This window comes from Candidatus Sodalis pierantonius str. SOPE, assembly GCF_000517405.1.
In the GTDB taxonomy this organism is placed as follows: domain Bacteria; phylum Pseudomonadota; class Gammaproteobacteria; order Enterobacterales; family Enterobacteriaceae; genus Sodalis_C; species Sodalis_C pierantonii.
In genome coordinates this window covers 4127601-4153794 of sequence record NZ_CP006568.1, presented here as the reverse complement: position 1 = coordinate 4153794, position 26194 = coordinate 4127601, and the positions used below count along the sequence as shown (strand labels likewise).

16 protein-coding genes and 14 pseudogenes are annotated in these 26194 nt (G+C 56.2%); 19 read left to right on the top strand and 11 right to left on the bottom strand.

What is annotated here, in order from left to right:
- Window positions 1-121 precede the first annotated feature (121 nt).
- A pseudogene (tkt, locus tag SOPEG_RS20590) lies at window positions 122-1931 on the top strand (transketolase); the annotation flags it as partial.
- 134 nt (window positions 1932-2065) lie between these two features.
- Here tkt and SOPEG_RS20585 read toward each other — a convergent pair.
- The 4 genes and pseudogenes from SOPEG_RS20585 to SOPEG_RS28045 form a co-directional block, all read right to left on the bottom strand.
- A pseudogene (locus SOPEG_RS20585) lies at window positions 2066-3275 on the bottom strand (IS256 family transposase).
- A 71-nt stretch (window positions 3276-3346) separates the two neighbouring features.
- Window positions 3347-4228: pseudogene (locus SOPEG_RS20580) on the bottom strand (IS5-like element ISSoEn1 family transposase); the annotation flags it as partial.
- A 130-nt stretch (window positions 4229-4358) separates the two neighbouring features.
- Window positions 4359-5282: an IS5-like element ISSoEn1 family transposase gene (locus SOPEG_RS20575; RefSeq protein WP_025243834.1), complete on the bottom strand. Its 924-nt coding sequence runs from the start codon at window positions 5280-5282 to the stop codon at window positions 4359-4361.
- A 64-nt stretch (window positions 5283-5346) separates the two neighbouring features.
- Window positions 5347-5778, bottom strand: coding sequence for a hypothetical protein (locus SOPEG_RS28045; protein WP_148297152.1), 432 nt, complete (start codon window positions 5776-5778; stop codon window positions 5347-5349).
- A 104-nt stretch (window positions 5779-5882) separates the two neighbouring features.
- Between SOPEG_RS28045 and SOPEG_RS20565 the strand changes: the two are divergent.
- Window positions 5883-7091: pseudogene (locus SOPEG_RS20565) on the top strand (IS256 family transposase).
- Between the two features lie 38 nt (window positions 7092-7129).
- On the opposite strand, the pseudogene SOPEG_RS20560 reads toward SOPEG_RS20565, so the two are convergent.
- A pseudogene (locus SOPEG_RS20560) lies at window positions 7130-7738 on the bottom strand (IS5-like element ISSoEn1 family transposase); the annotation flags it as partial.
- Between the two features lie 77 nt (window positions 7739-7815).
- Here SOPEG_RS20560 and SOPEG_RS20555 point away from each other — a divergent pair.
- A complete protein-coding gene (locus SOPEG_RS20555; RefSeq protein WP_025246742.1) occupies window positions 7816-8739 on the top strand; it encodes an IS5 family transposase in 924 nt (307 codons plus the stop codon).
- Window positions 8740-9194: 455 nt separating this feature from the next.
- Here the strand turns inward: SOPEG_RS20555 and fliE are convergent.
- Window positions 9195-9510 (bottom strand): annotated as a pseudogene (gene fliE / locus SOPEG_RS20550) (flagellar hook-basal body complex protein FliE).
- Between the two features lie 237 nt (window positions 9511-9747).
- Here fliE and fliF point away from each other — a divergent pair.
- The 14 genes and pseudogenes from fliF (at window position 9748) to fliR (ending at window position 19826) form a co-directional block, all read left to right on the top strand.
- Window positions 9748-11457 (top strand): annotated as a pseudogene (gene fliF, locus SOPEG_RS20545) (flagellar basal-body MS-ring/collar protein FliF).
- A pseudogene (gene fliG, locus SOPEG_RS20540) lies at window positions 11454-12445 on the top strand (flagellar motor switch protein FliG). The pseudogenes fliF and fliG overlap by 4 nt, the downstream one beginning before the upstream one ends.
- Entirely contained in the window at window positions 12438-13076 is a 639-nt protein-coding gene (locus SOPEG_RS20535) for a flagellar assembly protein FliH (protein ID WP_038470613.1), read from the top strand. The pseudogene fliG and the gene SOPEG_RS20535 overlap by 8 nt, the downstream one beginning before the upstream one ends.
- Window positions 13077-13115: 39 nt before the next feature.
- Window positions 13116-14461, top strand: a pseudogene (gene fliI, locus SOPEG_RS20530) (flagellar protein export ATPase FliI); the annotation flags it as partial.
- The gene (gene fliJ / locus SOPEG_RS30105; RefSeq protein WP_236851849.1) at window positions 14447-14800 is read left to right on the top strand and encodes a flagellar export protein FliJ; all 354 of its coding nucleotides are present in this window, start codon (window positions 14447-14449) and stop codon (window positions 14798-14800) included. The pseudogene fliI and the gene fliJ, both read left to right, overlap by 15 nt.
- A gap of 183 nt (window positions 14801-14983) precedes the next feature.
- The gene (locus SOPEG_RS20520) at window positions 14984-15199 is read left to right on the top strand and encodes a hypothetical protein (RefSeq protein WP_038469152.1); all 216 of its coding nucleotides are present in this window, start codon (window positions 14984-14986) and stop codon (window positions 15197-15199) included.
- Between the two features lie 26 nt (window positions 15200-15225).
- Window positions 15226-15516: pseudogene (locus SOPEG_RS20515) on the top strand (flagellar hook-length control protein FliK); the annotation flags it as partial.
- A 254-nt stretch (window positions 15517-15770) separates the two neighbouring features.
- Window positions 15771-16250: a flagellar basal body-associated protein FliL gene (fliL, locus tag SOPEG_RS20510; RefSeq protein ID WP_025246734.1), complete on the top strand. Its 480-nt coding sequence runs from the start codon at window positions 15771-15773 to the stop codon at window positions 16248-16250.
- A 5-nt stretch (window positions 16251-16255) separates the two neighbouring features.
- On the top strand, window positions 16256-17236 hold the full coding sequence (fliM, locus tag SOPEG_RS20505) for a flagellar motor switch protein FliM (RefSeq protein ID WP_025246733.1): 981 nt from the start codon (window positions 16256-16258) through the stop codon (window positions 17234-17236).
- Entirely contained in the window at window positions 17229-17648 is a 420-nt protein-coding gene (gene fliN / locus SOPEG_RS20500) for a flagellar motor switch protein FliN (RefSeq protein ID WP_025246732.1), read from the top strand. Before fliM ends, fliN begins: the two co-directional genes overlap by 8 nt.
- A 67-nt stretch (window positions 17649-17715) precedes the next feature.
- Window positions 17716-18078 carry a flagellar biosynthetic protein FliO gene (gene fliO / locus SOPEG_RS20495; protein WP_025246731.1) on the top strand — a complete coding sequence of 121 codons (363 nt, stop codon included), beginning with the start codon at window positions 17716-17718 and terminating at the stop codon, window positions 18076-18078.
- Window positions 18075-18835, top strand: a pseudogene (fliP, locus tag SOPEG_RS20490) (flagellar type III secretion system pore protein FliP). The gene fliO and the pseudogene fliP overlap by 4 nt, the downstream one beginning before the upstream one ends.
- A 20-nt stretch (window positions 18836-18855) precedes the next feature.
- Window positions 18856-19120: pseudogene (gene fliQ, locus SOPEG_RS20485) on the top strand (flagellar biosynthesis protein FliQ).
- Between the two features lies 1 nt (window position 19121).
- Window positions 19122-19826, top strand: a complete 705-nt coding sequence (fliR, locus tag SOPEG_RS20480) for a flagellar biosynthetic protein FliR (RefSeq protein ID WP_025246730.1) — start codon at window positions 19122-19124, stop codon at window positions 19824-19826.
- 41 nt (window positions 19827-19867) lie between these two features.
- Here fliR and SOPEG_RS20475 read toward each other — a convergent pair whose 3' ends face one another.
- Entirely contained in the window at window positions 19868-20791 is a 924-nt protein-coding gene (locus SOPEG_RS20475) for an IS5-like element ISSoEn1 family transposase (RefSeq protein ID WP_025246729.1), read from the bottom strand.
- Between the two features lie 83 nt (window positions 20792-20874).
- Between SOPEG_RS20475 and SOPEG_RS20470 the strand changes: the two are divergent.
- Window positions 20875-21675 (top strand): annotated as a pseudogene (locus SOPEG_RS20470) (IS5-like element ISSoEn1 family transposase); the annotation flags it as partial.
- Between the two features lie 170 nt (window positions 21676-21845).
- Here the strand turns inward: SOPEG_RS20470 and flgL are convergent.
- The 3 genes and pseudogenes from flgL to SOPEG_RS20455 all read right to left on the bottom strand — a co-directional run.
- Window positions 21846-22805 carry a flagellar hook-associated protein FlgL gene (flgL, locus tag SOPEG_RS20465; protein WP_025246727.1) on the bottom strand — a complete coding sequence of 320 codons (960 nt, stop codon included), beginning with the start codon at window positions 22803-22805 and terminating at the stop codon, window positions 21846-21848.
- A 42-nt stretch (window positions 22806-22847) separates the two neighbouring features.
- Window positions 22848-24491 carry a flagellar hook-associated protein FlgK gene (gene flgK, locus SOPEG_RS20460; RefSeq protein ID WP_025246726.1) on the bottom strand — a complete coding sequence of 548 codons (1644 nt, stop codon included), beginning with the start codon at window positions 24489-24491 and terminating at the stop codon, window positions 22848-22850.
- Window positions 24492-24615: 124 nt separating this feature from the next.
- A pseudogene (locus tag SOPEG_RS20455) lies at window positions 24616-24813 on the bottom strand (glucosaminidase domain-containing protein); the annotation flags it as partial.
- Between the two features lie 75 nt (window positions 24814-24888).
- Here SOPEG_RS20455 and SOPEG_RS20450 point away from each other — a divergent pair.
- Window positions 24889-25812: an IS5-like element ISSoEn1 family transposase gene (locus SOPEG_RS20450; RefSeq protein ID WP_025246724.1), complete on the top strand. Its 924-nt coding sequence runs from the start codon at window positions 24889-24891 to the stop codon at window positions 25810-25812.
- A 41-nt stretch (window positions 25813-25853) separates the two neighbouring features.
- Here the strand turns inward: SOPEG_RS20450 and SOPEG_RS23530 are convergent, their stop codons facing one another.
- Window positions 25854-26141 carry a glucosaminidase domain-containing protein gene (locus SOPEG_RS23530; protein ID WP_025246723.1) on the bottom strand — a complete coding sequence of 96 codons (288 nt, stop codon included), beginning with the start codon at window positions 26139-26141 and terminating at the stop codon, window positions 25854-25856.
- Window positions 26142-26194: the final 53 nt, after the last annotated feature.

Below are 26194 nucleotides of genomic sequence, written 5' to 3'. Positions count from 1 at the left end.
TCTTAAGATGACTATACAAATTTAATATGTACATACCACTACCAAGCGTAGTGGATTGAGGATTAACGACGGCAGCACGCAGCGAACGCGTCAGCCGCCTCTTTGCCAATAGGGGACCACCGTGAAACATCAGTCGCTCGCTAACGCCATACGCTTTTTATGTATCGATGCCGTGCAAAAGGCCAACTCCGGCCACCCCGGCGCTCCGCTGGGCATGGCGGATATGGCGACCGTGTTATGGCGGGATTTTTTGCAGCACAACCCGGCGGATCCCAACTGGATCAATCGCGACCGTTTCGTATTGTCCAACGGCCACAGCTCGATGCTGCTGTACGCTTTGCTGCATTTGACCGGTTATGACCTGAGCATTAAGGATTTACAGAATTTCCGCCAGCTGCACTCGAAAACGCCCGGCGTGGAAACCACCTCCGGGCCGCTCGGGCAAGGCATCGCCAATGCGGTCGGCATGGCGCTGGCGGAGAAAGTCCTGGCGGCGGAGTTTAACCGCGAAGGTTATCCGGTCGTCTCTCATTACACCTATGCTTTTCTCGGTGATGGCTGTTTGATGGAGGGGATTTCCCACGAGGCTTGCTTCCTTGCCGGTACCCTTAAACTGGGAAAACTGATTGCGCTGTGAGATGACAACAATATTTCCATAGATGGACACGTCGACGACTGGTTCGCCGATGATACCCCGGCCCGTTTTCGCGCCTATGGCTGGCACGTCATTGATAATATAGGTGGCCAGGATGCAAAGCAGGTCGCCGCGGCGTTGGACAGCGCCCGCAGTCAGCAGAACAAACCCACCCTGCTTTGCTGTAAAACCACCATCGGTTACGGTTTGCCCAATAAAGCGGATAGCCATGACAGCCATGGCTCCCCGTTAGGGCAAGAGGAAGTGGCGCTGGTCAGGGAAGCGTTGGGATGGCCCCATGCCCCCTTCGACATTCCGTCAGAAATCTATGCCCAATGGGACGCGCGCGCCAAAGGTGCCGCCGCCCAGGCCGGCTGGGAGACACTTTTTGCCGAATATCGGTCGGCCTATCCGAGGGAAGCGGCCGAACTGCTGCGGCGCAGCCTGAAAGCGTTACCCGACGACTGGCGGCAAAACAGCCAGGACTATATTCGCGGGCTGCAGGATGAACCGGCAGCGCTGGCGACGCGCCAGGCCAGCCAACAGACGCTTAACCACTTTATTCAGTGGTTGCCGGAGCGGCTCGGCGGACCTTTCGCCCTCGAATTTGACCCGCCACGCTAAAGCCCGTGATATCACGCCCGCGAACGCATCAGGCAATTATATTTCCTACGGCGTTCGGGAATTCGGCATGTCCGCTATTATGAACGGGGTGGCGTTGCACGGCGGGTTTATTCCCTATGGCGGCACCTTCCTGATGTTTATGGAATACGCCCGCAATGCGGTGCGCATGGCCGCGTTAATGAAGATCCGCAGCATCTTCATTTACACCCATGATTCCATTGGCCTGGGCGAAGACGGCCCCACGCACCAACCCGTCGAGCAGCTTGCCGTCTTACGCCTGACGCCAAATATGGAAACCTGGCGCGCCTGCGACCGGGTCGAAGCCGCCGTCTCCTGGCAGCAGGCCATTGAGCGAACAGACGGCCCTAGCGCGTTAATCTTTATGCGGCAACCTTTGCAATAGCAGCCCCGCAGCGCGCGGCAGTTGGAGAGTATCGCCCGAGGCGGCTATATATTGCGCGATTGTGAGGGAACGCCTGAACTTATCATTATTTCGAGTGGCTCGGAAATTGAGTTGGCCGTATATGCCGCCGCACAGCTTGGCGAAGAGGGGAAACGGGTGCGCGTTGTTTCCATGCCCTGCACCGAACGCTTTGAAAAACAGGATGCCGCCTGGCGCGCAAGCGTCCTGCCCGCCGCCGTGCGTAAACGCTTGGTGATCGAGGCCGCTTTGTTGAATAAATCCGAAATTTGTGACGACTTCCTCCCTATCAGGGCGATTGTTACATGATGCGGACGCTGTTTGGCATTCCTAACAGCGTGATCCGGTTAAGGACCCTGTACACGATTCTGTGTAAATGCCTTTTCTCAGAAGTGACCGTCCAGGCGGTCACCGAACTCGATAATAAAGCGGCTCATTGCCATGCGCCAGTTCCTCAAAGGCATTGTCCATTTCTGTGAGGCCGCCTGTATCGCCAGCCACACCACCTTTTTCACTGCGTCGTTGGTCGGGAACACCTTGCGCTTTTTGATGGCATGCCGGATCACGCTGTTTAACGACTCGATGGCGTTGGTCGTGTAGATCACCTTGCGGATGTCCGTTGGGTAGGCAAAGAACGTGGCCAGATTGGCCCAGTTTGCCTGCCAGCTTCGACTTATTTGCGGGTAGCGGATGTCCCAGGCACTGGAGAACGCTTCCAGCACCTGCAAGCCGGCTTCTTCCGTAGAGGCCTGATAGATAGCTTTCAGGTCGCGGGTGACGGCCTTGTAGTCCTTCCAGGAGACGAACCGCAGGCTGTTGCGCACCATATGCACGATACACAGCTGGAGCCGCGCCTCCGGATACACCGCGTTAATAGCGTCAGGGAAACCTTTCAGCCCGTCTCCGCAGGCGATAAGGATATCGTTCAGGCCGCGGTTTTTCAGCTCTGTCAGCACGTTCAGCCAGAATTTTGCGCCTTCATTTTCGGCCAGCCACATACCTAGCAACTCTTTCTGGCCTTCGATGTTGATGCCCAGCGCCAGGAACACAGATTTGTTGATGATGCGGCTGTCTTGCCGGACTTTTAGAACGATACAGTCAAGATAAACAATGGGATAGACTGCATCCAGAGGCCGGTTTTGCCATTCAACAACCTGCTCCATGACCGCATCGGTGACCTTTGAGACCAGCGCCGGCGAGACATCGGCGTCATACAGCTCTTTGAACGCGGCGGCGATCTCGCGAGTGGTCATCCCTTTGGCGTACAACGATAAAATCTGGTTATCCATCCCGGTAATCCGGGTCTGGTTCTTCTTCACCAGTTGCGGTTCAAAGGAACCGTCACGATCGCGCGGAGTACGCAGCGCCAGCGAGCCATCGCCAGTGGTAACGGTTTTTGTGGAATAGCCGTTGCGGGCGTTGGTCCCCGGTTTAGGCTGATTTTTATCGTAGCCGAGGTGATGGGTCATTTCGGCCATTGAGAGCTGCTTCGACGCTGATTTTTTTCAGCAGCCGATCGAAGTGACTGAGATCTTCAGGGGTTTTGAGATTTTTGGCCAGTTCGTTAGCCAGAGCCTGCAACTGTTTTTCGTCCATAAATTAACCTGTTTTTGATGTTGGATTGAACATATCAAAATCAGGCAAATACACAAATTTCTAAACAGGCTCCGGTTAAGCGCTTTGACCATTGCCATAGCCTCACCTACCTGCGCGTCATAGTCATGCAGACTCAGATGACCACCCAGAAGTGTTTTAAACCGGAACATGGCCGTTTCAGCCAGTGAACGCCGGTGATAACCTACTTTCTTTTTCCAGGTATCGTTATTGCCGCTCAGATGCTGATTTGCCACCGCATGGTTACTCTCATGGTATCGAGCTGGCCAATATTGCGCACCACTTCGCGGTGGGATAAGCGGCTTTATTTTTTTCCTCAGCAGAGCATCATGACAGTAACGCGTATCGTAAGCACTGTCAGCCGACGCTTCCCTGATTTTCCGCTGGGTTTGGTTAATCAGCCCGGGCAGCGCCTGCGCATCTGTCGTACCGCTTAGCGATAAATCGGCACAGATAATTTCATGTGTCGCGCTATCTACTGCCAGATGAAGCTTGCGCCATACTCTGCGCCTCTCAGCCTCATGCTGCCTGACTTTCCATTCGCCTTCGCCGAAGATTTTCAGGCCGGTGCCATCGATGACCAGGTGTGAGATCTCGCCGCGGGTTGGCGTTTTTATGCTGATGTCGACGGTTTTTGCTCGCCGGCTGACCAGAGAGTAATCTGGGCAGCGCAGCGACAGCCCCATCAGTTTAAAAATCGCGTCAACGAAACCCTGTAACGCCCGGAGCGAAAGGTTAAACACGCGCTTTATCATCAGAACCGTGGTAATGGCCATATCGGTGTAGTGAAGCGGCCGGCCACGATGTTCAGGTGGTGTACTCTCAGTCCATGCAGCAATGGCTGACTCATCAAGCCATACTGTCAGGTCCCCCCGCTGCCTAAGCGCATTGTTGTATGCGGGCCAGTTGGTGATTTTAAACTTTTGCTTTGCCATGGGGACCTGATGTTGAAACGAATGTAGTGATCAGAGCCGCCAGTCACCTAAAAGTTCGATTTATTCAACAAAGCCGCTTTGTTGAATAAATCCGAAATTTTTGACGACTTCCTCCCTATCAGGGCGATTGTTACATGATGCGGACGCTGTTTGGCATTCCTAACAACGTGATCCGGTTAAGCGCTTTGACCATTGCCATAGCCTCACCTACCTGCGCGTCATAGTCATGCAGACTCAGATGACCACCCAGAAGTATTTTAAACCGGAACATGGCCGTTTCAGCCAGTGAACGCCGGTGATAACCTACTTTCTTTTTCCAGGTATCGTTATTGCCGCTCAGATGCTGATTTGCCACCGCATGGTTACGCTCATGGTATCGAGCTGGCCAATATTGCGCACCACTTCGCGGTGGGATAAGCGGCTTTATTTTTTTCCTCAGCAGAGCATCATGACAGTAACGCGTATCGTAAGCACTGTCAGCCGACGCTTCCCTGATTTTCCGGTGGGTTTGGTTAATCAGCCCGGGCAGCGCCTGCGCATCTGTCGTACCGCTTAGCGATAAATCGGCACAGATAATTTCATGTGTCGCGCTATCTACTGCCAGATGAAGCTTGCGCCATACTCTGCGCCTCTCAGCCCCATGCTGCCTGACTTTCCATTCGCCTTCGCCGAAGATTTTCAGGCCGGTGCCATCGATGACCAGGTGTGAGATTTCGCCGCGGGTTGGCGTTTTTATGCTGATGTCGACGGTTTTTGCTCGCCGGCTGACCAGAGAGTAATCTGGGCAGCGCAGCGACAGCCCCATCAGTTTAAAAATCGAGTCAACGAAACCCTGTAACGCCCGGAGCGAAAGGTTAAACACGCGCTTTATCATCAGAACCGTGGTAATGGCCATATCGGTGTAGTGAAGCGGCCGGCCACGATGTTCAGGTGGTGTACTCTCAGTCCATGCAGCAATGGCTGACTCATCAAGCCATACTGTCAGGTCCCCCCGCTGCCTGAGCGCATTGTTATATGCGGGCCAGTTGGTAATTTTAAACTTTTGCTTTGCCATGGGGACCTGATGTTGAAACGAATGTAGTGATCATAGCCGCCAGTCACCTAAAAGTTCGATTTATTCAACAAAGCCCAACAAAGCCCTTCACTGGCAGAGATACGACCTCGGTGAAGAATGAGCTCGTCTGCGGCGGCGCAGCCGAGGCGCCCTCATCAGCGCGCTGGTCCTGCGCTAATATATCCCCGGCGCCCTTTGATAAGATATTTGCGCGTTGCGCAGGTGGATCGGCGTCTTCATCGGCGTTAAGTGATTTCGCAAGCGTTGCCCGGTCTTTATCAATGGCCTCATCAACACGCGCGGTGGTCAAAAATCGGCTTTCCAAAGCAGAAGAGGCAGGTCCAGACAATTCGATATGATGGCGTTTTGCGTGCGTACTTTGATATTGGATAACGTCGTTTAAGATCCTCTCGCTGATGTAGCGAGTTGTGGTAGAATTCTCCTTTGTGAATGCAAAAAACTCACTGAATATTGATGTATCGGCCGCGCAGCTCAAGACGGTTTCTTTAGTAAATTGGCTAACATCATGAGCCTGTTTAGAAATTTGTGTATTTGCCTGATTTTGATATGTTCAAGCCAACATCAAAAACAGGTTAATTTATGGACGAAAAACAGTTGCAGGCTCTGGCTAACGAACTGGCCAAAAATCTCAAAACCCCTGAAGATCTCAGTCACTTCGATCGGCTGCTGAAAAAAATCAGCGTCGAAGCAGCTCTCAATGCTGAAATGACCCATCACCTCGGCTACGATAAAAATCAGCCTAAACCGGGGACCAACGCCCGCAACGGCTATTCCACAAAAACCGTTACCACTGGCGATGGCCCGCTGGCGCTGCGTACTCCGCGCGATCGTGACGGTTCCTTTGAATCGCAACTGGTGAAGAAGAACCAGACCCGGATTACCGGGATGGATAACCAGATTTTATCGTTGTACGCCAAAGGGATGACCACCCGCGAGATCGCCGCCGCGTTCAAAGAGCTGTATGACGCCGCTGTCTCGCCGGCGCTGGTCTCAAAGGTCACCGATGCGGTCATGGAGCAGGTTGTCGAATGGCAAAACCGGCCTCTAGATGCAGTCTATTCCATTGTTTATCTTGACTGTATCGTTCTAAAAGTCCGGCAGGACAGCCGCATCATCAACAAATCTGTGTTCCTGGCGCTGGGCATCAACATCGAAGGCCAGAAAGAGTTGCTAGGTATGTGGCTGACCGAAAATGAAGGCGCAAAGTTCTGGCTGAACGTGCTGACAGAGCTGAAAAACCGCGGCCTGAACGATATCCTTATCGCCTGCGTAGACGGGCTGAAAGGTTTCCCTGACGCTATTAACGCGGTGTATCCGGAGGCGCGGCTCCAGCTGTGTATCGTACATATGGTGCGCAACAGCCTGCGGTTCGTCTCCTGGAAGGACTACAAGGCCGTCACCCGCGACCTGAAAGCTATCTATCAGGCCCCTACGGAAGAAGCCGGCTTTCAGGCGCTGGAAGCGTTCTCCAGTGCCTGGGACATCCGCTACCCGCAAATAAGTCGAAGCTGGCAGGCAAACTGGGCCAATCTGGCCACGTTCTTTGCCTACCCAACGGACATCCGCAAGGTGATCTACACGACCAACGCCATCGAGTCGTTAAACAGCGTGATCCGGCATGCCATCAAAAAGCGCAAGGTGTTCCCGACCGACGACGCAGTGAAAAAGGTGGTGTGGCTGGCGATACAGGCGGCCTCATAGAAATGGACAATGCCTTTGAGGGACTGGCGCATGGCAATGAGCCGCTTTATTATCGAGTTCGGTGACCGCCTGGACGGTCACTTCTGAGAAAAGGCATTTACACAGAATCGTGTACAGGGTCGCATATTGCCGCTCAGATGCTGATTTGCCACCGCATGGTTACGCTCATGGTATCGAGCTGGCCAATATTGCGCACCACTTCGCGGTGGGATAAGCGGCTTTATTTTTTTCCTCAGCAGAGCATCATGACAGTAACGCGTATCGTAAGCACTGTCAGCCGACGCTTCCCTGATTTTCCGGTGGGTTTGGTTAATCAGCCCGGGCAGCGCCTGCGCATCTGTCGTACCGCTTAGCGATAAATCGGCACAGATAATTTCATGTGTCGCGCTATCTACTGCCAGATGAAGCTTGCGCCATACTCTGCGCCTCTCAGCCCCATGCTGCCTGACTTTCCATTCGCCTTCGCCGAAGATTTTCAGGCCGGTGCCATCGATGAGCAGGTGTGAGATTTCGCCGCGGGTTGGCGTTTTTATGCTGATGTCGACGGTTTTTGCTCGCCGGCTGACCAGAGAGTAATCTGGGCAGCGCAGCGACAGCCCCATCAGTTTAAAAATCGAGTCAACGAAACCCTGTAACGCCCGGAGCGAAAGGTTAAACACGCGCTTTATCATCAGAACCGTGGTAATGGCCATATCGGTGTAGTGAAGCGGCCGGCCACGATGTTCAGGTGGTGTACGGCTTTGTTGAATAAATCGAACTTTTAGGTGACTGGCGGCTCTGATCACTACATTCGTTTCAACATCAGGTCCCCATGGCAAAGCAAAAGTTTAAAATCACCAACTGGCCCGCATACAACAATGCGCTCAGGCAGCGGGGGAACCTGACAGTATGGCTTGATGAGTCAGCCATTGCTGCATGGACTGAGAGTACACCACCTGAACATCGTGGCCGGCCGCTTCACTACACCGATATGGCCATTACCACGGTTCTGATGATAAAGCGCGTGTTTAACCTTTCGCTCCGGGCGTTACAGGGTTTCGTTGACTCGATTTTTAAACTGATGGGGCTGTCGCTGCGCTGCCCAGATTACTCTCTGGTCAGCCGGCGAGCAAAAACCGTCGACATCAGCATAAAAACGCCAACCCGCGGCGAAATCTCACACCTGGTCATCGATGGCACCGACCTGAAAGTCTTCGGCGAAGGCGAATGGAAAGTCAGGCAGCATGGGGCTGAGAGGCGCAGAGTATGGCGCAAGCTTCATCTGGCAGTAGATAGCGCGACACATGAAATTATCTGTGCCGATTTATCGCTAAGCGGTACGACAGATGCGCAGGCGCTGCCCGGGCTGATTAACCAAACCCACCGGAAAATCAGGGAAGCGTCGGCTGACAGTGCTTACGATACGCGTTACTGTCATGATGCTCTGCTGAGGAAAAAAATAAAGCCGCTTATCCCACCGCGAAGTGGTGCGCAATATTGGCCAGCTCGATACCATGAGCGTAACCATGCGGTGGCAAATCAGCATCTGAGCGGCAATAACGATACCTGGAAAAAGAAAGTAGGTTATCACCGGCGTTCACTGGCTGAAACGACCATGTTCCGGTTTAAAACACTTCTGGGTGGTCATCTGAGTCTGCATGACTATGACGCGCAGGTAGGTGAGGCTATGGCAATGGTCAAAGCGCTTAACCGGATCACGCTGTTAGGAATGCCAAACAGCGTCCGCATCATGTAACAATCGCCCTGATAGGGAGGAAGTCGTCACACAAATTTCGGATTTATTCAACAAAGCACCCTTTCCATTCTAGTAATGGCGTTGTGCCATATGGCCCACGATGCGGATGCCGATGAGGAAGAGGATCAGAAGCGCATCGCGCAGCTGGGTAAACATAAACATAGCTGATCGGTGCCGGTGACCGCCTATAGCTGTCGGCGTCGTGGCAAATCAGGCCGGCGCCGGCGGTTGAATAACCCCTAACGCTTCCCGTTTTGTCTTTTCAACTCGTCTGGATAGACATTAGCGATGCCAATAACCCATCCCGGCAAAATAGGGGGGCAGCGTGAGTTTGCCGCCACCTTAAGCGTCTCTGAATAAAATCCTGTGAAGTCGCTAAAGGTGATGTCGATTGAGCAACACGGCATTCGAGAGGGAAAGCACTGACTCTTTCATCTCATCAGCGCAAAACAGTATTACACCGACATATTCATCACGTCCTGATAGGCGGAGACCAGTTTATTACGGACCTGAACGCCCATTTGCAGCGACAGGGCCGATTTTTGTAAATCAATCATCACATCGTTCAATTGCAGATCGGTTTCCCCCGCTCGAATAGGCTTGTGACTCGCGGCTCGCCTGGATCTGCGTATCGCTGATTTTATCCAGCGCGGCGCCAAGCTGCTGCGCGAACCCCGCAGGGTTCTCAGCCGGATTGTTTATCATGCCGTCCGCCGCGCGCGCGGTGGCGTTGAGCTGCGCCACTACCGCCTCTATACCTTGCACCAACATTCCATTAGTTTCCTTTTTGTGATATTAGCGCCACCTTAGCAGAAATCGCCAGAGGTTAAAAGCGAGTAATTAACGCTAAAAAACCCGGCTATTTAAGCCATCAATTTGTCTTACCCAGTAAATAATACCCATCATATTTGATGTAGTTCACCGAAAAACCCATTCGCGCGCGGCAGAGAGAGCGTTTTGTTATCAGCAACAGAGCCCGTTATGTTCCATTGTTGGCAGGAATAAGGTATGAGCACGGTTAAAAACAGTTCCGCCACACAAGGTAAAAACCCTTTCGCTCCTTATCTGGAGCGGTTGCGTGTTCATCCCAAATTGACCGCCGCAGTGGCGGTAGCGGCGGCAATCGCCCTGGTTGTCGCGTTGGCGCTGTGGGCCAGAAGTCCCGACTATCGGGTACTTTATAGCAATTTAAGCGATCGCGACGGTGGCGATATCGTCACGCAGCTGACGCAAATGAACATTCCGTATCGCTTTTCGGAGCAGGGTACGGCGCTGCTTATCCCCGCGGATAAAGTGCACGAAACGCGGCTGAAACTCGCGGGTCAAGGACTGCCGAAGGGCGGCGCGGTGGGGTTTGAGCTGCTGGACCAGGAAAAGTTCGACATCAGCCAGTTCAGCGAGCAGATCAACTACCAGCGCGGATTGGAAGGCGAGTTGGCGCGCACGATGGAAACCCTCGGCCCGGTGGTATCCGCGCGGGTGCACCTGGCGCTCCCCAAGCCGTCGCTATTTATCCGGGAGCAAAAGAACCCCTCCGCCTCAGTGACCCTGACGCTACAGCCGGGCCGGGTGCTGGATGACGGTCAGGTCAGCGCGATTGTCTATATGGTCGCCAGCAGCGTGGCCGGTATGCCGCCGGCTAATATCACGGTTTTGGATCAACAGGGGCATTTACTGACCCAGGCCGATCCCAACGGGCGCGAACTGAACGCGATCCAGCTTAAATTCAGCAACGAATTGGAAAATAATTTCCAACAGCGAATCGAAAACATTCTGGCGCCGGTGGTAGGCAGCGGCAATGTTCACGCGCAAGTCACGGCGCAAATTGACTTCGACAGCCAAGAGCAAACCGCGGAACGTTACGCCCCCAACGGTAGTGGCGATAACTCCGCCATTCGCTCCCGTCAGGCGTCTGAGAGCGAGCAGTTGGGCGGCGGCGCACAGGGCGGCGTACCGGGCGCCCTCTCCAATCAGCCCGCGCCGGTCAATAGCGCGCCTATCGATAAAACACCCGCCAACCGCACCCCGGCAAGAACCGCTGCGCGGCCGGCGCCAAACGCTAACGCCAATGCGAATGCCAACGCCACCTTGGAGCGGGCGCCGACGCAGTCGTCCAATACCCGCAAGGATGAGACCGTCAATTACGAGCTGGATCGCACGTTGCGCCACGTGCGGCGCAACGTGGGGCAGCTCCAGCGGCTATCGGTGGCAGTGGTCGTTAATTATCAGGGGGCGGGCGATGACGGCACCGGCAAACCGCTGCCGCCTGAAACGCTAAGGCAAATCGAAGCCATCACCCGCGAGGCGATGGGCTATTCCAGCGAGCGCGGCGACACGCTGAGCGTTATCAATACGCCGTTCATGCAAAGCGGCGACGGCGAGCCGGCGCTGCCCTTCTGGCAACAGCCTTTGCTGCTCAATGCTCTGTTAAGCGCCGGACGCTGGCTGGCTGTTCTACTGGCGGCCTAGTTGTTATGGCGCAAAGTGGTGAAACCGCTGGTGGCGAGTAAAGCCGAGGCAACGGCGGCTACAGTGCAGGCAGCGGCGGCGGAAGAAGATGTGGTGGTCAAGCTCAGCAAAGAGCAACAAGAGGCGCCGCAGCGCGCCGCACAACGCGATCACACCGAAGCCAGGGCCGAGCGGGTACACACATTGGCGGACAGCGATCCGCGCATCGTGGCCCTGGTGGTGCGCCAATGGATAGCAAACGAAATATGACTATGACCGGTATCGAGAAAAGCGCCATTTTGCTTTTGACCCTGGGCGAAGATCGCGCGGCGGAGGTGTTTAAACATCTCGCCGTACGCGAAGTGCAGCAGTTGAGTAGCGCAATGGCCGGGCTGCGGCAAATTTCTCAGGCGCAATTAAATGAGGTGCTGAAGGAGTTTGAAGTCGCCGCGGATCAGTACAGCCCCTGAGCGTTAATACCGGCGATTATCTGCGTTCGGTGTTGGTGAAAGCGCTGGGTGAAGAGCGCGCTTCCAGCCTGCTGGAAGACATTTTTGAAACCCGCGAAACCACCACCGGCATGGAAACACTCAACTTTATGGAGCCGCAGAGCGCCGCCGATTTGATTCGCGATGAGCATCCGCAAATTATCGCCACCATCCTGGTGCATCTGCGCCGCAGCCAGGCCGCCGACATCCTGGTGTTGTTCGACGAAAAATTGCGCAACGACGTGATGCTGCGTATCGCCACCTTTGGCGGGGTACAGCCTGCCGCGCTGGCGGAATTGACCGAGGTACTCATCGGTCTGCTGGATGGACAGAATCTCAAGCGCAGCAAAATGGGCGGTATCCGCACCGCCGCCGAGATTATCAATTTGATGAAAACCCAGCAGGAAGAGGCGGTTATCAATGCCATGCGCGATTTCGACCGCGAACTGGCGCAGAAGATCATCGACGAAATGTTCCTGTTCGAGAATCTGGTGCAGGTGGACGACCTCAGTATCCAGCGTCTGCTACAGGAAGTGGAGAGCGAGTCGTTGATAATCGCCCTCAAAACCGCCGACGAGCCTCTGCGCGAACGGTTCTTGTCCAATATGTCCCAGCGGGCCGCGGATATTCTGCGCGACGATCTCGCCAATCGCGGGCCGATACGCATGTCGCTAGTGGAAAACGAACAAAAGGCCATTTTGCAAATCGTCCGCCGCCTGGCCGAAAGCGGCAAGATCGTGATAAGCGGCGCCGAGGATTCCTATGTCTGATGTACGCGACGCCGCCTGGCGTCCCTGGTCGTTGACGGATTTCGCGCCGCTACCGGGCGGACATCCCGCGCCGGAGCACGAAATCAGCGAACAGCGCCATCAACAGGCCGCGCTGGCGTTGATGCGGGAAAAAGTGCTGCAAGAGGCCCAGCAGGCGGGTTTTGAAGAAGGGCGCCGTCAGGGTTTCCAGCAGGGGCGACAGGAAGGGTATCAGGCGGGCCAGGAGGAAGGACGCGCGCAGGGGCAGCGCGAACAGCAGCCAGCTGTTGCCCAACTGCAAACTCTGGTCAGCGAATTTCAACATAGCCTGGATGCCATGGACACCGTAATCGCCGACCGGCTGGCGCAATTAGCCCTGCACGCGGCGCGGCAGGTGCTCGGCGCACTGCCCGCGCAATGGGACGACATCATGGCCGCACCGATACAGCATTTGCTCCAGCAAGAGCCGGCTTTCAGTGGGCCGCTACAGCTGCTGGTCCATCCGGCGCTTCTGCCGCTGGTGGAACAGCATCTGGCCGCCACGCTCAACCAGTTTGGCTGGCATCTGCAGGCCGATCCGCACCTGCACCCGGGAGGCTGTAAGCTGTGCGCGGCGGACGGCTCGCTGGACGCATCGCTGGCCACCCGCTGACAGGCAATTTGCCGGCTGGCCGCGCCGGAGGTGCTCTAGATGACCGGGCGGCTCAAACGTTGGCTCGGCGCGCTGGATGCGCTGGAGCAACGGCTGACGCCGGTCCCGCGGGTAAGGCGCTGCGGCCGTCTGACGCGCGCTACCGGACTGGTCATGGAGGCAAGCGGTTTGCAACTGCCGTTAGGCACCGCTTGCCGGGTGGCGCGGACCGGCGGCGATGATAACGCCGAGGTGGAGTGCGAGGTGGTCGGCTTTAACGGCAACAGACTGTTTTTGATGCCCCTTGAAGAGGTGGAAGGCATTGTGCCGGGCGCCGAGGTGGTTGCCGCCGGCCACGAGGCGAACCACAGCAAGCAATTGCCTCTCGGCCAAGCGCTGCTGGGCCGGGTGCTGGACAGCCGCGCCAGACCGCTGGACGGCCTGCCCGCCCCCAACACCCTAGCGCGCGCCGCTTATCACCAAACCTTGTAATCCCCTGCAGCGTACCCCATTACCGACGTGCTGGATGTCGGCGTTCGCGCCATCAACGGCATGCTGACCATCGGCCGGGGCCAGCGCATCGGGCTGTTCGCCGGCTCCGGGGTCGGTAAAAGCGTACTGCTCGGCATGATGGCCCGCTATACGCACGCCGATGTCATCGTGGTCGGGCTCATCGGCGAGCGCGGTCGCGAAGTAAAAGATTTTATCGAAAATATTCTGGGCAGCGAGGGGCTGGCACGTTCGGTGGTGATTGCCGCGCTGGCGGATGTCTCGCCTCTGCTGCGCATGTAGGGCGCCGCTTACGCCACCCGCATCGCCGAGGATTTCCGTGATCGCGGTCAGCACGTGTTGCTTATCATGGACTCGCTGACCCGTTACGCCATGGCGCAGCGGGAGATCGCGCTGGCTATCGGCGAACCACCCGCCACCAAAGGGTATCCCCCGTCGGTGTTCGCCCGACTGCCTGCCCTGGTGGAACGCGCCGGCAACGGCATCGGCGGCTCGATTACCGCTTTACCGTGCTCACCGAAGGGGACGATCAGTAGGATCCCATTGCCGACGCCGCGCGGGCGATCCTGGATGGCTATATTGTGCTGTCGCGGAGTTTGGCGGAAAGCGGCCACTATCCCGCGATCGATATCGAGTCGTCTATCAGCCGAGTCATGACCGCGCTGGTAACACCGGAACATGAACACCAGATGCGCCAACTGAAACAGCGGCTATCGCGCTACCAGCGCAACCGCGATTTGATAAGCGTCGGCGCTTATGCCCCCGGCAGCGATCCCCTGCTGGATCAAGCGATCGCGCTCTATCCCGCGATCGAAGGTTTTTTGCAGCAGGGGATGCATCAGGCGTGCGGTTATGACGATGCCCGGCAGCAGTTACAGGCCCTGTTCGCCGCGGCCAGGCTGGATCAATTACTGGCGTACGAGCTGGAATATCGGCAGAAGCTGCAATCCGGACTGGCCCGCGGCATGGTCTCCGGCGATTATGAAAACTTTCAACAATTCATTTTGACGCTGGAAACCGCTATTGCGCAGCACCGCTACACGCTGAACCAATGGAAGGAAAAAGTGCAGCAGGCGATTGCGCTTTGGCAGGATAAGCAGCAACGGTTGAATGCCTTAAGTACATTACATTCCCGTCAGGAGCAGGCGGCGCAGGTGCGGGAAAACCGTCTGGATCAGAAAAAAATGGATGAATTCGCCCGCCGCGCAGCCGACGCACGGCGGAATAACTCTTAACGGCGAGCCCATGGGGCACCGGGGATCTTATGATGACCTTACCTACCTTGACCGATGTCGCCGCCGTTCACCCAGCGGGCAACACCGGCGCGTCCCAACAGGCCGACGCGGACAGTCTGAATTTTACCGCCGTCCTGCAGGGCAAAGTCACTAACGCCACGCAGCCGCAGGGGGCCGCCGCGCATGCCGGCCAGGATGGTCGGTCAAGGCGCCGGTAAACGGCCGCCATCGGTGAAGGTGAACGCGCCAGAGGACGGCCTGACCGACCGCGATACGGCGGCAACCGTCGACAACCTTGATGATCAGACGATAAGCGACGGCCACGGCAAAAAAACGCTGACCAAAGCCGCGGCATCGGACACGATGGCCGCGCCGACAATTTCAGCCCGCGGCCGCTGAGCACCGGCTCTGACGCCGCGTCGGCGATGATTGCCGCACAGTTGGGCAGCGATGAATGGCAACAGGCGCTGGGTCAGCAGTTGGTGATGTTCGCCCGCAATAATCAGAGCAACGCCGAACTGCGCCTGCACCCCGCCGATCTCGGTTCGCTGCAGATCTCCTTGCATATCCAGGACAATCAACTGCAAATCCATATGGTGTCGGATCACGCCCAGGTGCGAGATACCTTACAGGCCGCGCTGCCCCATTTGCGCTCGGCGCTGGCGGAAAGCGGGATCCAGCTCGGGCAAAGCAGCGTCGGCGGCCAAGCGTATTCCGGCGGTCAGCCGCGAGCGTTCAGCACGGTTGAGGATAGCGCGACGCAGGGGCATACCGCTCAGGAGGCGACCGCCATCAGCAACGGCCGGATTAACACCTATATCTAATCACCGCGTGGAAATAAGCGTGAATTACCTCTTCTATTCCGGCCATTGATGGCGAGAAATGGCGGCATAATTGGTGGCAATTAACCGATTGGCTTATCAGGCGCGGCCTGGTACCTCTCATCATGCTCAAGGGAAATCGTCACGTCATGTCTGAATCCGCGCGTCCCATCGCCCGCACTTCCGCCCCCTGGTTCGCTCTGTTGGTGATAATTCTCCTTGCCGCCTGTAGCGCGGCGGGCTATTTCTGGTGGCAGCTGCGCACCGCCGCGACGCAGCCGGCGGCGATCTCCCTGGCGCCGTCCCCCGCGCCGGTTTTTATGGTACTGGAAACCTTTACCGTCAACGTCGCCAATCCCGATAACGATTTGGACCGGGTGCTGTATGTCAGACTGACGCTGCGGCTGCCCAATGAAGAGACGCGCAAGACATTCAATGATTATCTGCCGCTGGTGCGCAGTCGGCTATTGCTATTGCTGTCGCGTCAGCAGGCCAGCGAGCTGGCCTGCCCGCAGGGCAAACAAAGGCTTATTGACAAGATAAAGCAAACTCTGGCCGAACCGCTGGTTGCCGGCCAACCGCCGCAGGTGGTGGACGACGTGCTGTTTACCGCTTTTATTCTGCGCTAACCGCTATGGCAGACAGTATCTTATCGCAGGCGGAAATCGATGCGTTGCTCAACGGCGACGATATCGTGGAACAACCGGCCAGCCCCGGCGCCGAGCCGGAGATCAAACCTTACGATCCTTATACTCAGCGGCGAGTGGTGCGCGAACGATTGCAGGCGTTGGAAATCATCAACGAGCGCTTCGCCCGCCACTTCCGCATGGGGCTGTTCAACCTGTTGCGCCGCAGCCCTGACATCACCGTCGGCGCCATTCAGATCCAACCTTACCATGAGTTTGCCCGCAATTTGCCGGTGCCAACCAACTTGAACCTTATTCACCTGAAGCCGCTGCGCGGTACCGCGCTGTTTGTGTTTTCCCCAAGCCTGGTCTTTATTGCGGTGGATAACCTGTTTGGCGGCGACGGCCGTTTCCCCATCCGGGTGGAAGGCCGGGAGTTTACCCATACCGAACAGCACATTATCCGCCGCATGCTGCGCCTGGCGCTGGAAGGGTATCAGGAGGCATGGCAGGCCATCTACCAGCTCACTATCGAATACGTGCGCGCTGAAATGCAGGTAAAATTTACCAATATCACCTCGTCGCCTAACGATATCGTGGTGACGACCCCCTTCCATGTGGAAATCGGATCGCTGGTGGGGGAATTTTATATCTGTATTCCGTTTTCTATGATCGAACCTCTGCGGGAATTGCTGGCCAACCCGCCGCTGGAAAACTCGCGCCTGGAAGATCAGAGCTGGCGTGAAAACCTGGTGCGTCAGGTCCAGCACTCTGAACTGGAGCTCGTGGCGAATTTTACCGACGTGACGCTGCGGCTATCGGAAATTTTAAAACTGGCGCCGGGGGATGTGCTAACCATCGAAAAACCCGAGCATATCACCGCCTATGTAGATGGCGTGCCGGTGCTCACCGGCCAGTACGCGCTCTGCGTCGACCAACTGATTAATCCCGTATTGAACTCCCAGAATGAGGAATCGCCCAATGACTGAGCCGACTAAACCGTCTGCCGATGAGAACCCTTCCGCGGACGATCTGTGGGCTGAAGCGCTTGCACAGCAGGGTGGTGATCGGAAGCAGGCGGCATCCACCGACGGTATTTTCTCGCCGCTGGCGGGAGAAGGCGGTAGCGGCCCGCTGCAGGATATTGATTTGATAATGGATATCCCGGTCAAGATGACCGTGGAGTTGGGGCGCACCAAAATGACCATCAAAGAGCTGCTGCGCCTATCGCAAGGCTCGGTAGTCGCGCTGGACGGTCTGGCGGGGGAACCGCTGGATATTCTTATCAACGGTTATCTTATCGCTCAAGGCGAAGTGGTGGTGGTGGTAGCGGACAAATACGGCGTTCGCATCACCGACATCATCACGCCGTCCGAGCGGATGCGCAGGCTTAGCCGGTAAATGATCGCTTCCCCGTTACGCGACTCTTCACCGACCACCACCGACCACGCTAGCACGGTGGCCGGCAATGGCGCCGCCGCATCCGCCGCCCAGACGCGCGCTCACCCAGGTTGGCGGCGCGCTGCTCGGTATCCTGCTGCTTATCGTCATTGGCGGCTGGCTGCTGAAAACCATGCGGCTGACGCCGGCCGGGCGCGGCGGCAATCGGCTGATGGTCCGGGCCAGCTGTAGCATCGGCGCGCGGGAAAAGGTGGTGATTATGCAGGTCGAGGAAACCTGGCTGGTGCTGGGGATCACGCCGCAGCACATTACTACGCTACATACCTTGCCCGCCCCCGCGCAGCCTGAACGGGGCGATAGTGGCCCCGTGCCGGAGGATTTTCGCCAGCGGTTATTGCGTCAAATTCGCCAGCGGAGCGGTAACGCATGATACGCTGTCGGGGAATAACAGGCGGCTTCTGCCCCGCATGCGCCGCCGCGCTTTTGCTGTTGTTTGCACCAGCCTGCTGCGCGCAATTGCCCGGTATTATCAGCCAGCCGCTGCCCGGCGGCGGTCAGAACTGGTCGTTGCCGGTGCAAACGTTGGTGTTCCTCACCTCGCTGACCTTTATTCCGGCGGCGCTGTTAATGATGACCAGTTTCACCCGCATCATCATTGTGCTGGGCTGTTGCGCAGCGCCATCGGCGCTCCCTCGGCGCCCCCTGATCAGGTGCTGCTGGGCCTGGCGCTGTTTTTAACCTTTTTTGTCATGTCGCCGGTATTAGATTCCATTTACACCGACGCTTATCTGCCGCTGAGCGAGAACAAAATTTCGATGCAGACCGCGCTGGAACGAGGATCGCAACCGTTGCGCGCCTTTATGCTGCGCCAGACGCGGGAAGCGGATCTGGGATTGTTCGCCCGCCTGGCCAATGTGCCGCCCCTGGAGGGGCCGGAGGCGGTACCGATGTGCATTCTGCTGCCGGCCTATGTCACCAGCGAACTGAAAACGGCCTTCCAGATAGGTTTTACGCTGTTTATTCCGTTTTTGATTATCGATTTGGTGGTGGCCTCGGTGCTCATGGCGCTGGGGATGATGATGGTACCGCCGGCGACTATCTCACTACTGTTCAAAATAATGCTTTTCGTGTTGGTGGATGGCTGGCAACTGTTGATCAGTTCGCTGGCGCAAAGTTTTTATAGCTAGTTCCTTTACAGGCGGTACCCATGACACCAGAATCCGTAATGGCCCTCGGCCATTGAGGGCATGTTAATCGCGCTGGCGGCGCCATTGCTGTTGGCGGCGCTGTTTAGCGGGCTTATCATCAGCTTGCTGCAGGCCGCGACCCAGGTCAACGAAATGACACTCTCGTTTATCCCGAAAATTCTGGCGGTGGTAGCCACCATCACCCTCGCCGGCCCCTGGATGCTAAATCTTATTTTAGACTACATGCGCGCCCTATTGACCAATCTGCCGCTCATGGCGGGCTAACGTGCTGCCTCTGGATAGCGGCCAGCTCGCGGTTCTGCTGCCGTCATTGTTTTGGCCGCTGCTGCGGATTCTGGCGCTTATCAGTACCGCCCCGCTGTTCAGCGAAAAATCGATTCTCGCGCCGATAAAGCTGGGACTGGGCATTCTGATCGCCCTGCTTATCGCCCCCTCGCTCCCCGCCGTCGACACGCCGTTGTTTTCGTTGGCCGGCTTTTGGCTCGCCCTCAAGCAAATCCTGATAGGCACCACCCTCGGCCTGACGATGCAGTTGACCTTCGCCGCCGTGCGCATGGCCGGTGAGGTCATCGGCCTGCAAATGAGGCTCTCTTTCGCGACCTTCTTCGACCCCGCCAGCGGGCTGAATACCCCGCTGCTGGCGCGGCTGCTTAACCTGCTTGCCCTGCTGGTGTTTATCAGCCTCAACGGTCATTTATGGCTATTGTCGCTGCTGGCGGACAGCTTTCACACCCTGCCGTTGGATAACCAGCCGCTGAATCCCAATGCGTTTATGGCGCTGGCCCGCGCCGGCGGCGTTATTTTTTTGAACGGGATGATGCTGGCGCTGCCGCTTATCTGCATGTTAATGACGCTGAATATTGCCTTGGGATTGCTAAACCGCATCACCACGCAATTGACGGTGTTCGTTATCGGCTTCTCCCTGACGCTGACGGTGGGAATTTTGACCTTCAGCTGCTTTGTTGAATAAATCCGAAATTTGTGACGACTTCCTCCCTATCAGGGCGATTGTTACATGATGCGGACGCTGTTTGGCATTCCTAACAGTGTGATCCGGTTAAGTGCTTTAACCATTGCCATTGCCTCACCTACCTGCGCGTCATAGTCATGCAGACTCAGATGACCACCCAGAAGTGTTTTAAACCGGAACATGGCCGTTTCAGCCAGTGAACGCCGGTGATAACCTACTTTCTTTTTCCAGGTATCGTTATTGCCGCTCAGATGCTGATTTGCCACCGCATGGTTATGCTCATGGTATCGAGCTGGCCAATATTGCGCACCACTTCGCGGTGGGATAAGCGGCTTTATTTTTTTCCTCAGCAGAGCATCATGACAGTAACGCGTATCGTAAGCACTGTCAGCCGACGCTTCCCTGATTTTCCGGTGGGTTTGGTTAATCAGCCCGGGCAGCGCCTGCGCATCTGTCGTACCGCTTAGCGATAAATCGGCACAGATAATTTCATGTGTCACGCTATCTACTGCCAGATGAAGCTTGCGCCATACTCTGCGCCTCTCAGCCCCATGCTGCCTGACTTTCCATTCGCCTTCGCCGAAGACTTTCAGGCCGGTGCCATCGATGACCAGGTGTGAGATTTCGCCGCGGGTTGGCGTTTTTATGCTGATGTCGACGGTTTTTGCTCGCCGGCTGACCAGAGAGTAATCTGGGCAGCGCAGCGACAGCCCCATCAGTTTAAAAATCGAGTCAACGAAACCCTGTAACGCCCGGAGCGAAAGGTTAAACACGCGCTTTATCATCAGAACCGTGGTAATGGCCATATCGGTGTAGTGAAGCGGCCGGCCACGATGTTCAGGTGGTGTACTCTCAGTCCATGCAGCAATGGCTGACTCATCAAGCCATACTGTCATGTCCCCCCGCTGCCTGAGCGCATTGTTGTATGCGGGCCAGTTGGTGATTTTAAACTTTTGCTTTGCCATGGGGACCTGATGTTGAAACGAATGTAGTGATCAGAGCCGCCAGTCACCTAAAAGTTCGATTTATTCAACAAAGCCGTACACCACCTGAACATCGTGGCCGGCCGCTTCACTACACCGATATGGCCATTACCACGGTTCTGATGATAAAGCGCGTGTTTAACCTTTCGCTCCGGGCGTTACAGGGTTTCGTTGACTCGATTTTTAAACTGATGGGGCTGTCGCTGCGCTGCCCAGATTACTCTCTGGTCAGCCGGCGAGCAAAAACCGTCGACATCAGCATAAAAACGCCAACCCGCGGCGAAATCTCACACCTGGTCATCGATGGCACCGGCCTGAAAGTCTTCGGCGAAGGCGAATGGAAAGTCAGGCAGCATGGGGCTGAGAGGCGCAGAGTATGGCGCAAGCTTCATCTGGCAGTAGATAGCGTGACACATGAAATTATCTGTGCCGATTTATCGCTAAGCGGTACGACAGATGCGCAGGCGCTGCCCGGGCTGATTAACCAAACCCACCGGAAAATCAGGGAAGCGTCGGCTGACAGTGCTTACGATACGCGTTACTGTCATGATGCTCTGCTGAGGAAAAAAATAAAGCCGCTTATCCCACCGCGAAGTGGTGCGCAATATTGGCCAGCTCGATACCATGAGCGTAACCATGCGGTGGCAAATCAGCATCTGAGCGGCAATAACGATACCTGGAAAAAGAAAGTAGGTTATCACCGGCGTTCACTGGCTGAAACGGCCATGTTCCGGTTTAAAACACTTCTGGGTGGTCATCTGAGTCTGCATGACTATGACGCGCAGGTAGGTGAGGCAATGGCAATGGTTAAAGCACTTAACCGGATCACACTGTTAGGAATGCCAAACAGCGTCCGCATCATGTAACAATCGCCCTGATAGGGAGGAAGTCGTCACAAATTTCGGATTTATTCAACAAAGCGACCTTCAGCCTGTTACTGCCGCTGCTGGCGCCGTCTTGGGAGAAGATGATGGGAGAAGTGTTCGATCTGCTGTCGGAGATCCTCAGCGGCATGGCCCGCTGAGGATCTAGCCGGTTACTGGCTAAATAACGACATCGATTGCATGGCGGTAAACGTGCTGTAGGCGGCCTGCAGCGCAACCTGTTGCTGGCTGTAGTCGGAGATCGCTTGATACCAGTCCACGTCCACCAGCGCGCTAATATTATCGCTGATAAGCGTGTTGCGGCTGGTGCCGAGGCTGTCCAAATTGTCCAGCTCGTTAAGCTTGCTGCCCACCGAACTTTGCACCGCCAGCACATTATCCAGCGAATTGGACAGACCGCGGCTGGCTTTACCGATGGCGGCGGTGTAGTCAACGGTGACGGTGCTGTCGGCATCCTGCTGGGGCGTGGTCAGCGCCTTAAGGGCGATATCCAACGTATTGAAAATATTGCTTTCGCTGTCGCCGCCGTCCGGCTCGGTGGTATAGCCGGCCGTAAGGCTCATGAACACCGCCGAACCGGTATCGCCGACGGTCATGCTGCGGCTGGCGTCGACCTGCTGGGTCATAGCCTGGCCGCCGCCGCTGTAACTGACGCTGCCGTCCTCCGCTTCGACAAAGGGCGCGCTATTGGTTTTATACCCAGCAAACAGGTAGTTGCCGTTACCGTCCTGGCTATTGGCCAGGTTCAATAGCTGATCTTTATACGACTGAAGCTGGGTCGCCAGCGACTGCCGGTCCTGATCGCTCAAGGTACCGTCGCCCGCCTGCACCAGCAGCGTCTGGGCGCTTTGAATGACGTCGGTGACCTGCTCCAGCACCGTGGTTTCCGCCGACAGACTGTTGGTGGCGCTGGTGCGCGCCGCGCTGTATTGGCTATTGAGGGCCTGGCTTTGGCCCAGTTTGATAGCCTGAGACGCGGCGATAGGATCGTCGGAGGGCACATTGACCCGTTTGCCGGTCGCCAACTGCTGCCCAGTATTCTCCCATTTGCTGTAGGACTCGCTGATAGCGTCTAAATTACGCTGGTAAATCATACTGGTGCTCAGGCGCATGGTGGTTTCCCCTTACGGCACGACAAACGGGCAGCGATGGCGTTAGCCAAGCGCCGATAATAAAGCGTCGAAAATGGTACCGGCGGTAGTCATGACCTTGGAATTAGCCTGGTAGTACTGCTGATAGCGCTGCAGATCCACATACTCCTCATCCAAATTAACGTCGGAAATCGACTGCTGCTTTTCGGTCAGCTGGCTTACCATGCTGGCCTGGGTTTCGGCGGTAATCTTGGCATTGCTGGTCTGGGTGCCGACTTTACTGACCAACGACGCATAGGCGGTCGACAGGGTGGCGCTACCGCCCACCAGTTTGGTGTTTTGCAATGCCAGCAGCGCTTCGGCATTGCGGTTATCGCCGTCGCCGCTCTCGTCGTCCGCCTGCCCCGCGGCGATAAGGGCAGGATCGGTGATGGCAACGCTCAGGCCCTGAATAACGTTAGACACCGTTTTTAATTGATAACTGTCGTTGACGCTCGGGGTACCGCTCACAGAAAGGCTCAAGCCCTCGAAGCTCAAAACGGTGGCGCCGCTCTCGTCGGTCGCGGGGGTATAGGCCACGCTGGCGCCATCGCTATTGCGGGTAATTTGCCAGCCGTCCGCGGTATATTTGGCCATGTAGTCGCTGGCTTTGGCCGCCGTACTGTCGGTAAACGCCACGCTCAGCACCGCGCTGCCGCTATTGCGGGTGTTGCTCACTATCGTTGGACTGCCGAGGGTGAAAAAATCGCCGCCGGCATCGCCATTCAGATCTACCCCGGCCTGATGCTGTTGGTTGAAGCTGTCGGCGAACGCCAGCGCGATTTGCCCCAGCTGATTGCGGGCGTCGGCCAACGCGCCATCGCGAAAGCTCAGCATACCGCCCAGGCTGCCGCCCGTGAGCGTCGCAGGGTCGATCTCGCTCAGAGTGCCATTGCCGCGATCGTAGGCCAGCGCCATTTGCGACGCATCGGCCGAGGACGGCACCACCGCTAATGAATAGGCGCTGCTGCCCTGCACCAGGGTTAGGCCGCTACCGATAGTCAGGCTGAGGGTGCTGTCGTCTTGCACCGTCACATTGACGCCAACCAATTGATTGAGCGAGTTGACCAGTTGGTCGCGCTGATCCAGCAGCGCATTGGACTCTGAACCGGTGCCCTGACGGGCTATCTGGGCATTAAGAGTGGCAATCTGTTTCGCGTAGGTGTTGATTTGATCGGCGGTGGCGGAGAGCTGGCTATCGATGGCGCTATCCATATCGCGTAGAGTATTGTCCAGGCTACTGAACTGGCTAACCAGATTCTGTCCGCTGCCGATCACCGTCTGACGCGCCGCGCTATCGCTGGCGGCCGAGGACAACGCCTGTAGCGAGGCGAAAAAGGTGCTCATCTGGGTGGATAAGTCCGTATCCGAATCGGACAGCAGGTTATCAATCTGGCTGATATTATCCGAATAGGTGCTGGCCGCGGCGGCGGAAGTGGACGCCGCGCGTAGCTGCCCTACCACCAGCGAGTCATAGGCGCGGATGATGCCGGTGGTGACGGTGACGCCGTTTCCCAGCGCCCCGCTTTGCTGAGCCTCGCTCAGCGTCACCCGCTGCAAATTATAGCCGTCGACATAGGCGTTACTGATATTGTTTGAGGTCGTGGCCAACGCTATCTGCGCGGCTTTTAATCCGGAGGAAGCGATATTGTATAATAGGCTGGACATGTCATTTCCTTTATTCCGGGTATATGAATAAAAAAAACCGGCGAATCATTACGGCAATTAAAAAATAACGGCGCTAAGGGGCTAAACTTTAGAGCGCGTAAAAAAAAGAATTCGCCGGGCGTTATTAAAACAGTGAGCTTAAATCATGGGTATAGGCTTTTACCGCCCGGTGGGCGGTATCTTTCAATTGGCCGATAATCTGTACCAATTTTTCCCCGTAGCCGGGATCGGTGGCGTAGCCGGCGCGCTGTAACGCATAGGCCCCCTCTTCGGGATGTTTGGCGTTCACCACCTCGCGATAGCGGGGATTGGTGGTGAGCAAGGCTTTGTTGAATAAATCGAACTTTTAGGTGACTGGCGGCTCTGATCACTACATTCGTTTCAACATCAGGTCCCCATGGCAAAGCAAAAGTTTAAAATCACCAACTGGCCCGCATACAACAATGCGCTCAGGCAGCGGGGGGACATGACAGTATGGCTTGATGAGTCAGCCATTGCTGCATGGACTGAGAGTACACCACCTGAACATCGTGGCCGGCCGCTTCACTACACCGATATGGCCATTACCACGGTTCTGATGATAAAGCGCGTGTTTAACCTTTCGCTCCGGGCGTTACAGGGTTTCGTTGACGCGATTTTTAAACTGATGGGGCTGTCGCTGCGCTGCCCAGATTACTCTCTGGTCAGCCGGCGAGCAAAAACCGTCGACATCAGCATAAAAACGCCAACCCGCGGCGAAATCTCACACCTGGTCATCGATGGCACCGGCCTGAAAATCTTCGGCGAAGGCGAATGGAAAGTCAGGCAGCATGGGGCTGAGAGGCGCAGAGTATGGCGCAAGCTTCATCTGGCAGTAGATAGCGCGACACATGAAATTATCTGTGCCGATTTATCGCTAAGCGGTACGATAGATGCGCAGGCGCTGCCCGGGCTGATTAACCAAACCCACCGGAAAATCAGGGAAGCGTCGGCTGACAGTGCTTACGATACGCGTTACTGTCATGATGCTTTGCTGAGGAAAAAAATAAAGCCGCTTATCCCACCGCGAAGTGGTGCGCAATATTGGCCAGCTCGATACCATGAGCGTAACCATGCGGTGGCAAATCAGCATCTGAGCGGCAATAACGATACCTGGAAAAAGAAAGTAGGTTATCACCGGCGTTCACTGACTGAAACGGCCATGTTCCGGTTTAAAACACTTCTGGGTGGTCATCTGAGTCTGCATGACTATGACGCGCAGGTAGGTGAGGTTATGGCAATGGTCAAAGCGCTTAACCGGATCACGCTGTTAGGAATGCCAAACAGCGTCCGCATCATGTAACAATCGCCCTGATAGGGAGGAAGTCGTCACAAATTTCGGATTTATTCAACAAAGCGGGTGAGCAATTGAATATAATCTTCAATCACCGCCAAATAAGAGTCGTACACTTTGAAACGTTGGGGAACTTTCACCGCCTGGCCGTTTTCGTATTCCGTGATCATTACGGTGGTCGATGCGCCCTGCCAATCGCTGGTGGCCTTAATCTCGAACAGGTTATGGCTGGGTTTGCCGTCGGCGGTGGGGATTTCACGCTTACCCCAGCCGGATTCCAGAGCCGCCTGCGCCAAAATTAAATGATGGGATATGCCGCTGCGGGCGCCGGCGATCATCGCCGGAATAGCGAGCCGGTCGGTGAAGCTGCCGCCGCCGGCAGATACCGTTG